At 71.5% G+C, this 12,556-nt stretch carries 10 protein-coding genes; 4 read left to right on the forward strand and 6 right to left on the reverse strand.

Translation table 11 applies throughout. From position 1 onward, the window contains the following. Positions 1 to 68: 68 nt before the first annotated feature. The 6 genes from BIV04_RS09755 to BIV04_RS09780 form a co-directional block, all read right to left on the reverse strand. Complete coding sequence (locus tag BIV04_RS09755) at positions 69 to 1,034, reverse strand: carbohydrate ABC transporter permease (RefSeq protein WP_369825308.1); 966 nt, start codon at positions 1,032 to 1,034, stop codon at positions 69 to 71. Then, positions 1,031 to 1,990: a carbohydrate ABC transporter permease gene (locus tag BIV04_RS09760; protein ID WP_071256095.1), complete on the reverse strand. Its 960-nt coding sequence runs from the start codon at positions 1,988 to 1,990 to the stop codon at positions 1,031 to 1,033. Before BIV04_RS09760 ends, BIV04_RS09755 begins: the two co-directional genes overlap by 4 nt. Before the next feature lie 58 nt (positions 1,991 to 2,048). After that, positions 2,049 to 3,401 (reverse strand): ABC transporter substrate-binding protein, encoded by a 1,353-nt coding sequence (locus BIV04_RS09765; protein WP_071256096.1) that lies wholly within the window; start codon positions 3,399 to 3,401, stop codon positions 2,049 to 2,051. A gap of 75 nt (positions 3,402 to 3,476) precedes the next feature. Further along, complete coding sequence (locus BIV04_RS09770; protein ID WP_071256098.1) at positions 3,477 to 5,714, reverse strand: beta-galactosidase; 2,238 nt, start codon at positions 5,712 to 5,714, stop codon at positions 3,477 to 3,479. A gap of 534 nt (positions 5,715 to 6,248) precedes the next feature. Continuing rightward, the gene (locus BIV04_RS09775; RefSeq protein ID WP_071256099.1) at positions 6,249 to 7,247 is read right to left on the reverse strand and encodes a LacI family DNA-binding transcriptional regulator; all 999 of its coding nucleotides are present in this window, start codon (positions 7,245 to 7,247) and stop codon (positions 6,249 to 6,251) included. A 143-nt stretch (positions 7,248 to 7,390) separates the two neighbouring features. Next, on the reverse strand, positions 7,391 to 7,870 hold the full coding sequence (locus BIV04_RS09780; RefSeq protein WP_255364245.1) for an SRPBCC family protein: 480 nt from the start codon (positions 7,868 to 7,870) through the stop codon (positions 7,391 to 7,393). 129 nt (positions 7,871 to 7,999) lie between these two features. On the opposite strand from BIV04_RS09780, the gene BIV04_RS09785 reads away from it, so the two are divergent. The 4 genes from BIV04_RS09785 (at position 8,000) to BIV04_RS09800 (ending at position 12,309) form a co-directional block, all read left to right on the forward strand. Further along, entirely contained in the window at positions 8,000 to 8,929 is a 930-nt protein-coding gene (locus BIV04_RS09785) for an aldo/keto reductase family oxidoreductase (RefSeq protein WP_071256103.1), read from the forward strand. Positions 8,930 to 9,277: 348 nt separating this feature from the next. Beyond that, positions 9,278 to 9,730: an S-ribosylhomocysteine lyase gene (locus tag BIV04_RS09790; RefSeq protein WP_043597358.1), complete on the forward strand. Its 453-nt coding sequence runs from the start codon at positions 9,278 to 9,280 to the stop codon at positions 9,728 to 9,730. Next, complete coding sequence (locus BIV04_RS09795) at positions 9,727 to 10,578, forward strand: 5'-methylthioadenosine/S-adenosylhomocysteine nucleosidase (RefSeq protein WP_083396335.1); 852 nt, start codon at positions 9,727 to 9,729, stop codon at positions 10,576 to 10,578. Before BIV04_RS09790 ends, BIV04_RS09795 begins: the two co-directional genes overlap by 4 nt. Positions 10,579 to 10,866: 288 nt before the next feature. Beyond that, positions 10,867 to 12,309 carry a nucleobase:cation symporter-2 family protein gene (locus tag BIV04_RS09800; protein ID WP_083396336.1) on the forward strand — a complete coding sequence of 481 codons (1,443 nt, stop codon included), beginning with the start codon at positions 10,867 to 10,869 and terminating at the stop codon, positions 12,307 to 12,309. Positions 12,310 to 12,556 lie beyond the last annotated feature (247 nt).

Consider the following 12,556-nt stretch of genomic DNA (forward strand, 5'->3'; position numbering starts at 1 on the left):
TGCCACGGCCACGGCCCACCCGCGCCGACCCCCACCGTGAACCGGGGGTCGGGCGGGAGTCGAACCGCCTACCCCTTGACGCCGCCCGCGCTCAGGCCGGACTGCCAGAAGCGCTGCAGGAACAGGAACGCCACGACCAGCGGCAGGATCGAGACGAACGATCCGGTCAGCACGGTCGAGAACAGCACCTGGGCACCACCGCCGCCGGTCGCGGCCTGCTGCCACTGCGCCAGGCCGACCGTCGCCGGGAAGAGCGACGGGTCGTTCAGCATGATCAGCGGCAGGAAGTAGTTGTTCCAGGTCGAGACCAGTGCGAACAGCAGCACCGTGACGATGCCCGGCGCGAGCAGCCGCGACGCGATCGTCAGGAAGATCCGCAGCTCGCCGGCCCCGTCGATGCGGGCCGCCTCGAGCAGGCTGTCGTCGACCGCCTCGCTCGCGTAGACGCGCATCAGGTAGACGCCGAACGGGCTGACCAGCGACGGCAGGATGATCGCCCAGGGGGTGTCGACGAGGTTCGCCGCGCTGAACAGCAGGTAGGTCGGGATCGCCAGCGCCGTCAGTGGCACCATGACGGCACCGAGGATCAGCCCGAAGACGAACGACTTGCCCTTGAAGACGTACTTGGCCAGCGAGTAGCCGCACATCGTGGCGAGCACCGCGGCACCGACCGAGCTGACCACGGCGTAGAGCACCGTGTTGCCCATCCACTGCACGAAGATGCCGTCCTGGAACGTGAACAGCTGTGCGAGGTTGTCGCCCAGGGCGAAGGTGCGGCCGAAGGCCAGGCCGAACGTCGAGAAGATGTCGCCGTTCGTCTTGGTCGCCTGGATCGCCAGCCAGATCAGCGGCAGCAGGAAGTACGCCAGCGTGATCCACAGGATCACGGTGAGGATCGGCGTCTTGCGCTTCGACCGCTCGACGCGACGTCGCGGGCGGCGCCGACCCGCGCCTCCTGAACTCTCGAGGCGGCGGACGGGACGGTCGACCGCCGTGGTCCCGGCGGTGTCGACGGGTGCGGGTGCGATCGTCACGACAGTCGCTCCTTGCGTGAGGTGGCGAGCTGCACCACGTAGCTGATGATCATGATGAGGAACCCGAGCAGGAACGCGATGGCCGCGGCGTAGTTGACGTCCTGGTTCTTGAACGCGACGTTGTACGCGTAGAGGTTCGGGGTGAAGTCCGAGCCGATCGCGTTGGGCGCGATGCTGTAGAGCAGGTTCGGCTCGTTGAAGAGTTGGAACGACCCGATCACCGAGAAGATCACGGTCAGCAGGATCGCCGAGCGGATCGCCGGGATCTTGATGCTCCACGCCACCCGCCAGGGCCCGGCGCCGTCGATCTCGGCGGCCTCGTACATCTCGGTCGGCACGCTGCGCAGCGCGGCGTACAGCACGATCATGTTGTAGCCGATGAACTCCCAACTGACGATGTTCATCGTGCTGCCGAGCACGTTCTGCGGTGACAGCAGGTCGGGCGGGGTGAGCCCGAGACCGCTGATCACCTGGGCGATCAGGCCGGACTCGCGGCCGTAGAGGTAGCCCCACATCAGCGTCGCGACGACGCCCGGCACGGCGTACGGCACGAAGATCGCGAGGCGGACGAACTTGCTGCCGGCCACGCGGCCGGTGTCGAGCGCGAGCGCCACGAACAGGGCGATCACGAGCATGATCGGCACCTGCACGAAGAGGAACAGGGCGACCCGGCCGAGACCGGCCCAGAAGCTCGGGTCGTTCAGCGCGCGGCTGTAGTTGGCGAGGCCCGAGAAGACCTGCCCGCCGACGAGCTGCGAGGTGAAGGTGCTCAGGTAGCCCGCGTAGCCGAGCGGCACCAGGAACATCGCCGCGAAGACGACCAGGAACGGGATCGCCAGCGCCCAGGCCGCGACGAGCTGCGGTCGGTGCAGCGAGCTCGTGCGCCGCGGGGTGGCGGGCTGACGGGACGAGGAGGCGCGGGTCGCGTCTCGACGAGGGGTGACGGAGGTGGACATGGGGCTCCTTGCCGGGCCGAGGGGGTGCCGCCCGCGGGCGGGCGGCACCCCGTGAGCGCTACTTGACGGTGAAGCCCTGCTGCTTCGCGTAGGCGGTGACGTCGTCCTGCCACGCCGTGAGGGCGGCGGACAGGTCGGAGTGGTCGGCGATCGCCTTGCCGAGCGTGTCGTTGAAGCTCGAGTAGACGTAGTCCATGAACGGCAGCCACTGGAAGTCGGTGCTGACCGTGTCCGAGACGCCGGCGAAGAGCTCGTTGACCTTCTGGCCGCCGTAGAAGTCCGAGGCGGTGTCGGTGAAGTCGCTGCTCGACAGGGTGTCGGTCGTCGTCGGGAACAGGAACTGCTCGTTCGCGAAGGCCAGGGTCGACTCGGGGTCGCTGTTCAGGAACTTGCTGAACTCGGCCGCGGCGATCGGGTTCTGCGTGCCGGTGATGACGGCGTCGCTCGATCCGCCCCAGTTGCCCGAGACGTCCTCGCCGGCCTTCCACTGCGGGATCTTCGCGGCGGTCCACTTGCCGCTCGTGTTCGCGGCCGTGCCCTGCAGGAAGACGGGGCCCCAGGCGGCGGTCTGCCAGCTGGCGTACTTGCCCGACGAGAAGCCCTGGTACCAGGCGTCGTTGAAGTCGGCGTCGGTCGAGACGAGGTCCTTGTCGATGAGGTCCTGCCAGAAGGTGACGACCTTCTGCGTCTCGGTCGAGTCGAGGTCGATGCCGACGGTCTTGTCACCGTCGTACGAGAACGGCTTGGCGCCGGCCTGCCAGAACAGCCCGACGATCTGGCCGGGGTCGTTGCCGGGCAGGTTCGAGATGTAGGAGTCGGTCTTGTCCTTGATCGTCTGCGCGTCGGTCGCGAAGTCGGCCCAGGTCTCGGGGGCCTTCGTCAGCCCGGCCTGCGCGTAGATGTCCGAGCGGTAGAGGTTGCCGAGGGGGCCCGAGTCCTGCGGCACGGACCAGACGCCGGTGTCGTCCGCGACCTGGTTCCAGACCCACGGGACGTACTTCGACTCGAGGTCCGCGCCTCCGTAGGGGGTCAGGTCGACGAGGCTGCCGGTCTGACGGAACGACGGGATGTACTGGTACTCGATCTGGGCGACGTCGGGCGCGCCCTTCCCGGCCTTCAGCGCCGTCCGCAGCTTCGGGTACTGCGCGGTGCCGGTGCCCACGTTGACGACGTCGACCTTGATCTTGGGGTACTTCGCCTCGAACAGGTCGACCTCCTTCTGGACGTCGGGCACCCAGGTCCAGAAGGTGAGGGTCGTGTCGGTGTCCATGGCCTTGTCGATGTCGGCCTGCGAGACCGGCGCGGTGGTCGAGCCGCCGCCCGATCCGCCGGACGGCGCGCAGCCGGTCAGCACGAACGCCGACACGACGGCGAGTGACACGAGCGCCTTTGCTGTGGTCTTTCTCTTCATGGTGGTTCTTCCTCGAGGGGGTGGGGGAGTGGTGCGGGGGTCGGGTGGTGCGGTCGGAGGGGCGGGGCGGCTCGCCTAGGACGCGGCGCCGGCGGTGGCGGCCTCGTCCGGGGCGGCGGCGTCGGCCTCGTGGCCCGCGTCGACGAGCTCGTAGACGTGGGCCGCGCGCGGGGCGAGGGTCAGGGTGGTGCCGGCGGCGACGACCTCGCGGGTCTCGAGGTCGCGGACCGCGGAGGGGGTGGTGACGGTGGCCTCGTGGGCCGACCAGTTCGACACGAAGGCGAGCCCGGGGGCGTCGGCTCGTGACCCCGTGGTGACGGTGACCGTCTCGGTCGCCGCCCACGCACCCGCCGCCGTGGCCGGCACGAGCCAGCGGGCGATCGACCGCGAGAGCTCGGGGTTCGGCACGGTCGCGACGTAGCTGACGCGACCGGCTCCGGAGGCGCGGGTCGTCAGCACCGCGTCGGCCCCGATCTCGGTCGGTGCGGCCCGCAGCACGACGGTGGCGTCCTCGACGTGCAGGACGTCGGCCCAGCGGGTGCCGGCCGAACCGGGTTCGAGGGCGAAGGGTGCGTCGGCCGGGTCGGTGGCGGTGTCGGGGGCCGTGCCCGCGCCTCCTGCGGTCGTGTCGTCGGAGCGCTCGGCGGTCCCGGCGTCCGCGACGTGGACGGCGAGGGGCTCGTCGAGGTTGGTGTACTCCTCGTACCAGACGCCCGCGGGGCCCGAGAGGCGGGCGGGGGCGGGGTCGCGGCGGGCCCGGGCGAGCTCGTCGCCGTAGGCCGTCCGGATGCCGATCACGAGGTGGCCGCCGGCCTCGGCGTAGGCGGTGAGTGCCGCGAGGGTCGCGTCGTCGACCACGTAGAGCGCCGGCACGACGAGCACCGGGTGCGTCGCCGCCAGCTCGGCCGGGTCGGCGGCGACGAACTGCGCCACGTGCTGGATGCGCACCTGCACGCCCGCCTCGGCGAGCCCGCGGTAGTGCGCGTCGAACAGGTGCAGGTACGACTCGGGGTCGGGGCCGCCGTCGGGCAGGGCGAGCGGCGGGTAGGTCTCGAACGACCACTTGGTCTCGGTCGACCAGAGCATCAGCACGTCGGCGTCGGGTTCGAGGCCGTCGACCGCGCCGCCGACGGCCTTGAGCGTGGTGCCCAGGGCCGCGACCTCGCGGTGGATGCGGCCGGGACGCTGGCTGTGCGGCAGCACGCCGCCCCAGTAGGTCTCGACGCCGAAGTGCAGCGTGTGCCAGTGCCAGTACTCGACCATGCGGGCGCCGCGGGAGACGAGCGCCAGCGCGGCCTGCTTGATCTGCCCGTCGAACGGCGGGTGGTTCTGCCAGGGGCCGCCGATCGACTGCGCGTTGGTCTCGGTGACGAGGAAGGGTGCCTGCGCCGACGAGAACGCCCGGTCGCCCCACTGCTGCAGGGCCCAGACGCCGGTGTGCCACCAGCCGGCCTCGCGGGGTACCTCGACGCCGAGCGTCAGGCCGTCCTGCATCTTGTAATAGGGGTTGCCGGCCGTCACGTCGAGGCTCTCGACGAGCCGCTCGTCGGCCACCTGCGGGCGCGAGTACGAGATGCAGGTGGTGACGAACTGGTCGTCCCGGGCGTACTCGCGGACGACGTCGGCCTGCCAGGCGATCAGCTCGTCGGCCAGCTCGCCCTGGAAGCGCCGCCACTCGAGGTCGTACTGCGGCTGCACGTTGCCGTCCGGACGCCAGAGCTGCGACCACTCGGTCAGGCGGTGCGACCAGTAGACCAGGCCCCATTCCTCGTTGAGGCGCTCGACGGTGCCGTACTTGCGCTGCAGCCAGGCCACGAAGCGGTCGAAGACCTGGTCGTTGCGGGGGCGCTCGTTGCCGGGCTCGTTGTCGACCTGCCAGCCGATCACGGCGGGGTGCCCGGCGTAGCGCTCGACGACCTTGCGCACGACGCGCTCGGCGTAGAAGCGGTAGGCGGGGTGGCTCTGGTCCATCTCCTGTCGGGCGCCCCAGCCGGCGCGGACGCCGGTCGTGCGCTCGGCGGCGATCTCGGGGTGGCGCACCTGCAGCCACGGCGGCACCGCGTAGGTGGGGGTGCCGAGGACCACCGCGATGCCCCGGGCGTGGGCGCCGTCGAGCACGGGCTGCAGCCAGTCGAGGTCGAACTCGCCCTCGCGCGGCTCCCACGTCGACCACACCGACTCGCCCACTCGGATCACCGTGAAGCCCGCCTCGACCATCAGGTCGAGGTCGCGGTCGAGGGTGCCCGCCTGCTGGTACTCGGCGTAGTAGGCGGCTCCGAAGAGAACCCCGGAGTGGCGTGGTGCTGACGTCATCGTTGACCCGTTCGTGTGTGTCGGCTGCGGTGGCGACCGCCGACGTCGTCCCGCGAGTGCTCGGGACGTCGAATGGATGTTGTCGATAACATCGGCGTCTGCGGAGAACGTAACCCACGCCCCGCCGCCTGCGCAAGACCCCACTTCCGACCGCTCCCCGCGCCCCCGCGCCGCGCCTCCTGCCCTGCCCTCGCCCTGCTCGTCCTCGCCCTGCTCGCGTCAGCCGCGCGCCCTCCGGTGTGCAAATCGCGACAACCGCACCCTCGATCGGACGTCTGCGCGGAAACGAGCGGCGTGTCGGACGCGCTTCGTCGCGATTTGCACGCCGGGGACGTCGCGGGAGGTCGGGTTCGGCACGCCGGCGCGCGCGGCGGCGGACCGGAGGCCAGGAGGCGCGGGTCGGGTCGGGCGTGCGCGGCGTCGGACGGCGGCGGACCGGCGGCGAGGAGGCGCGGGTCGGGTCGGGCGTGCGCGGCGGCGGACGGGCCGCGGACCGGAGGCCAGGAGGCGCGGGTCGGCCCGCGCCCCGGGGCGTCAGCCGCGCGCGGGTGCGGTCGAGGCGCGCGCCACGAGGGACGGCACCGGCAGGCGGCTGGCCGTGTCGGGGCTCCGCCCCTCGATTCGGGCGATGAGCGACGTCATCACGTGCGCCCCCTCGAAGCCGAAGTCGAGCGCCACGGTGGACAGCGACGGCACCATGAACCGCGCCTCGGGAGTGTCGTCGTTGCCGACCACGCTGACCTCGTGCGGCACCGAGACCCCCTCGGCGGCGAGGGCGGCGAGCAGCCCCATCGCCATGGCGTCGTTGGCGACGGCGACGCCGGTGAAGTCGTCGGTGCGGGCGGCGAGCCGCAACCCGATGTCGTAGCCGGCCGCCGCGGACCAGTCGCCGACGTCGGTGACCGTCACCGCGCCTCCGGACGCGGTCGTGGCCCGGTGGAACCCGTCGGCGCGCTCGCGGGCGGCCAGCCACTGGTCCGGCCCGGCGACGTAGGCCACGCGGCGGTGGCCGAGGTTCGCGAGGTGCTCGGCCGCCACCCGGCCCGCGTGCTCGTTGATCGACTCGGTGGTGCCCTCGACCATCAGCCCGAAGTCGCGCGCCACGGGTACGGAGATCGCGCGGCGTTCGAGCGCCGACCGGGCGACGGCCGTCTGCGCCGTGACGACGATGCCGGCGATCTGCTGCCCGAGCATCAGGTCGAGGGCGTCGTCGACCGAGCGTTCGTCGACGCCGTCCATCGACACGATGTCGGTGACGTAGCCGAGCGAGCGTGCGGCCTCGGTGGCCCCGGCGATGGTGCGGGCAGGGCCCGACTGCTGCATGTTGTCGGCGAGCAGCCCGATGCGGTTCGTCCGTTGCAGGCGCAGGTAGCGGGCCGCCGAGTTGGGGCGGTACTCGAGCTCGGCGAGTGCCTGCTCGACCTTCTCGCGGGTGGCGGGACGGATGCCCTCGAAGCCGCGCAGGAACCTGCTGACGGTCTGGTGCGAGACGCCCGCGCGCTTCGCCACGTCGTAGATCGTGGCGTCTTTCATGTCCCGAGGGTAGCGGTGCCTCGTGCCCCGCCGGGCGTCGGATGCACGAGACCCCACGAAGTCGCCGAGACCCTTCGGCGCGCACGGGTGTGTCGGCGCGTTCCTGGGGTGTGGGCGAGTTCCTGGGGTGTGGGCGCGTCCGGCTAGGCGGTGCGCTCGATCTCGCGGGTGATGCCGACGAGCACGCGCCGCATGTACGGCGCCCAGGCGAAGCGCACGATGCCGCGCACGATCGCCCCACGTCCCGGGCGGGCGAAGAACGAGTAGGTCCAGTCGACCCGGGTGCGTCCGCTGGGCGTCGCCCGGTAGCTCCAGTCGGCACGGCCACCGGTCACCAGCCGCCCGAGCAGCCCGGTGAACTCGCTCAGCTCGTAGACGAAGACCCCGTCGGGCTCCACGCGCACCAGGCTCTCGACGACGCTGCTGCCGTCCGACAGCTCGAGCCGGCGGGTGCGCCCCACGGCGTCCCACGGGCCGGACTGGTCGTGGACGGCCACGACGGCCGGGATGACTCCCGCCCGTGGGTAGAACCCGACGGGGGTCAGTGGCGTCGCGATGCTCCACGCCCGGTCGAGCGGGGCGGCGGCGACGCGCGCGGTGCTCGCGCTCGCGGTGACGGTCATGCCGGGCATTCGGAACGGAGGGCGCGAACGACGGGACGGGTCCTCCCCAGGCGCCCCGCGCCTCCTGACCGTCCCCCGAGGAGGCGCGGATCGACTCCCGGGGACGGCGAACGAGAGCAGACTGGCCGCGTGAAGACGACGACGTTACCCACCACCGACCGCCCCGCCTCGACCATCGTCCTCGGGCTCATGCGCATCTCGGGCATGACCGACGACGCGATCCGTGAACTCGTGGCCGAGGCCCGAGACCTCGGCATCGACTTCTTCGACCACGCCGACGTGTACGGCGACCACCCCCACCACTGCGAGCAGCGCTTCGGCGACGCCGTCACCATGACCTCGTCCGAGCGCGACGCGGTCCAGCTGCAGAGCAAGGTCGGCATCCGCGACGGCTTCTGGGACTTCTCGACCGAGCACATCCTCGAGTCGGTCGACGCCTCGCTCGCCGCCCTGCGCACCGACCGCCTCGACGTGCTGCTGCTGCACCGGCCCGACGCCCTCGTCGCACCCGACGAGGTGGCCGCGGCCTTCGACCAGCTGCACGCGAGCGGCAAGGTGCGCCACTTCGGCGTCTCGAACCACACGCCCGCCCAGGTCGAGCTGCTCAAGCGCAGCGTGACGCAGCCGCTGATCGTCAACCAGGTGCAGCTCAGCATCACCCACGCGCCGCTGATCGCCGCGGGCGTCGCGGCCAACATGGCGGGGCTCGACCAGTCCGTCGACCGCGACAACGGCATCCTCGACTACAGCCGCTTGAACGACATGACCCTGCAGGCCTGGTCGCCGTTCCAGAAGGGCTTCTTCGACGGCGTGTTCCTGGGCGACCGCGACGGTTACCCCGAGCTCAACGACGTCATCGACGAGCTCGCCACGAAGTACGACGTGCCGACGTCGGCGATCCCGGTCGCCTGGATCACCCGGCACCCGGCCGAGATGCAGGTCGTCCTCGGCACGACGAGCGTCGCGCACCTCCGCGACAGCGCCGCGGGGTCCGACGTGCCGCTCACCCGGCCCGAGTGGTACCGGCTCTTCACGGCGGCCGGGCACACGCTGCCGTAGCGCGCCGGGCTGCGGCGGGCTGTGCGGCGCCCGTCGGTCCGCACCCATCTCCTTCTTCCGGTCGCCGCTCGCCGCCACGGATTAAACAAACCGCCATCTTTTTGCGTGGCGGCTTGTTTATTCCGTGGCGGGGTGGCGGGGTGGCGGGGTGGCGAGCCGGGCCGGGCCGGGCCGGGCCGGGCCGGGCCGGGCTGCGCGGCGCAGCCCCGCGCGGGGTCACACGCCGACCGGCCCGGGGGGAATGTCCTAGGGTCGACAGGGCGTTGGGACGCACAGATCGGTGCAGAGGCCGAGGCGCCTCCCGCGCCCCGCCCGCACCCCGAAGGGACCATCGTGACCCAGCCCAAGATGAACGTCGAGTCGTTCAACCTCGACCACCGCACCGTCGCCGCGCCCTACGTGCGCGTCGCGGACCAGAAGACGCTGCCGCACGGCGACGTCATCACGAAGTTCGACGTCCGGTTCACGCAGCCGAACGAGGCGCACCTCGACATGGCGTCGGTCCACTCGCTCGAGCACCTCTTCGCCGAGCACTCCCGCAACCGCTCGGGTGACGTCATCGACTTCTCGCCGATGGGCTGCCAGACAGGGTTCTACCTGATCCTGCAGGGCGACCCCGCGATGGACGACGTCCTGTCGCTCATCGAGGGCACCCTCACCGACATCACCACCGCCACCGAGGTCCCCGCGGCCAACGAGGTCCAGTGCGGTTGGGGCGCCAACCACACCCTCGAGGGTGCGCAGGGCGTCGCCCGCGACTTCCTCGCGGCCCGCGACGAGTGGTCGACCGTCACCCGATGACCGGGACGCACGCCGCGCCTCCTGCCGACGGTGTCGCGGCGCTCGCCGCGCCGTCGATCATCGTGATCGTGGCGATGAGCGACGAGGCCGAGCCGTTCGTGTCACGGGCGTCGCGCGTCGACGAGCCGGTCGCCGTCGGCGGGTCGCTGCAGCGCGTCGTCGAGATCGACGGGGTCGAGCTGCTGCTGGTGCAGAGCGGCATCGGGTTCGTCAACGCGGCCGGGGCGGCCACCTCGGCCATCGTGCGGGCGGGCTCGCTCGAGGGTGTGGTGCCGACCGTGATCAGCGCCGGCACGGCCGCGGGCATGGGGGCCGGCATCGAGATCGGCGACGTCGTGGCGGGCTCCGAGTACGTCAACCTCGACGCCGACGCGCGCGTGTTCGGTTACCGGCTGGGACAGGTGCCCGGCATGCCGGCCAGCTTCCACGCCGACGAGGCCCTCATGGAGGCGGCGGTCGCCTACGACACGTCGGTCTCGTCGGTCTCGTCCGACACGGGCGATGCCTCGGGCGGCGGTGTCGCGTCGAGCGTGTCGAGCGCCTCGGGCGGCGGCTGGGCCGTGCGGCCCGGCTTGATCGCCTCGAGCGACGCGTTCATGACCGCCGAGCGCGTGATCGGCGTGCGGAGCGCCTTCGCCGACGTCGTCGACGTGGACGCCGTCGACATGGAGTCGATGGCGATCGCCCAGACCTGTCACGTCCACCACGTGCCGTTCGTCTCGGTGCGCGGCATCAGCGACCTCGCCGGTCCGGACGCCCACGACGTGCACGACGAGAACCTCGCCCTGACGGCGGGGCGGTCTGCGGACGTCACGATGCACCTCGTCCGGGCGATCACCGCCCGCTGAGCAGCTGGCCGTGGCCGTGGCCGTGGCGCGCCGGGCGCCGTGCGTGGCACTGCCCGGCGACCGCGCCGCATGCTGCTCCGGTCCTCGGCAGCCAGCCCGCGCCTCCTTCTCGATGCACCCGGTTTCGAACGATGCACCCGGTTGCTCGTGGGTGCATCGTTCGGAACCGGGTTCATCGGCACCCGCCGCGCTCACGTCACGAGCCTGAAACACGCGTGCCGTCGCGACGAAACCCGCGTTTCGTACGCTGACGACGACCACCCGGCATCCCCACGATCAGGAGTCCCGATGTCCCAGCCCTCGTCCGTACCGGCTGCCGCCGGCGGCGCACCCGTCGACACCGTCGAGAAGCACCCCGTCGACCGCGTCCCCCCGCTGCGGAGGCTCTTCCCGCTCGGCCTCCAGCACGTGCTCGCGATGTACGCCGGGGCGGTCGCCGTCCCGCTGATCGTCGGCGGAGCGCTGGTCGGCATGGGCCGGCTCGAGCCCGGCGACATCGCGTACCTGATCAGCGCGGACCTGTTCGTGGCCGGCATCGCGACGATCGTGCAGTCCGTGGGGTTCTGGCGCTTCGGGGTGCGGCTGCCGTTGATGCAGGGCTGCACCTTCGCCGCCGTCGGGCCGATGATCGTGATCGGCGGCGAGTACGGCATCACGGCGATCTACGGCTCGGTCATCGCGAGCGGCGTCTTCATGATGCTGCTGGCGCCGTTCTTCTCGAAGCTGGTGCGGTTCTTCCCGCCGATCGTCACCGGCACGGTCATCCTGATAATCGGCGTCTCGCTGATGGACGTCGCGGCCGGATGGGTCGGAGGAGGCACGGGTTCCGACGACTTCGGACGTCCCCTCGACATCGCCTTCGCCGCGGGCACCCTGCTGCTGATCATCCTGATCGAGCGGTTCGCGCCTCCTGCGCTCCGCCGCCTGTCGATCCTGCTGGGACTCGTCGTCGGCACACTCGTCGCCTGGCCGTTCGGTCTGACCGACTGGAGCGGCGTCGGCGAGAGCGCCTGGTTCGGCCTCGCCCTGCCGTTCCACTTCGGGCTGCCGACCTTCCCGGTGAGCGCGATCGTGTCGATGTGCATCGTCGGCCTCGTGATCATGACCGAGACCACCGGGGACATCATCGCGGTGGGTGAGATCGTCGACCGGCCGGTGACGCCGCGTCGCCTCGCCGACGGGCTGCGGGCCGACGGACTGTCGACCGTCATCGGCGGCATCTTCAACACGTTCCCGTACACCGCCTTCGCACAGAACGTGGGGCTGGTCAGCATCACGGGCGTGAAGTCGCGGTACGTGGCGACGCTGGCGGGCGGCATCCTCGTGGTGCTCGGCTTGGTGCCCGCGCTCGGGGCCGTCGTCGAGGGCGTGCCGGTGGCGGTTCTCGGCGGAGCCGGCGTCGCGCTGTTCGGCATGGTGGCGGCGAGCGGCATCCGGACGCTGTCGAAGGTGCGGTTCACGAACAGCAACATCCTGATCGTGGCGGTCGCTCTGGGCGTCAGCCTGCTGCCCACGGTCAGCCCCGAGATCTACGCGCAGTTCCCGACCTGGTTCACGATCGTCTTCGACTCGGGCATCAGCGCCGGGGCGATCGTCGCCGTGCTGCTCAACCTGCTGCTCAACTCGCCCCGGGTGCAGGCGCGCGACGAGGGCGCGGACCGAGACGTGTCGGCGCACGACGCCGTGCGGGGGCCTGCGGCACCGGCCGGGGTGACCGAGCGCGAGGTCTGAGCCGGGGCCCGGGCCGCCGGGCGGGGTGTGAGTCGACCCCGGCCCGCGTGCCGGGCGGGGCTCGGCTCGGTCGGCAGGCCTGGCTCGGCCCGGCCCGGCCCGGCTCGGCTCGGCGCGCCCCTGCGTCGCACCATCGACTGAACGTCGCACCGCGCATGTCGGCGGTGCGACGTTCATTTCGTGGTGCGACTCGTGATCCGGTACGTACCGGATCAGGCTCAGGGGGCGAGGGCCCGGCTCGGCTCCG

Source organism: Frigoribacterium sp. MCBA15_019 (assembly GCF_001864945.1).
In the GTDB taxonomy this organism is placed as follows: domain Bacteria; phylum Actinomycetota; class Actinomycetes; order Actinomycetales; family Microbacteriaceae; genus Frigoribacterium.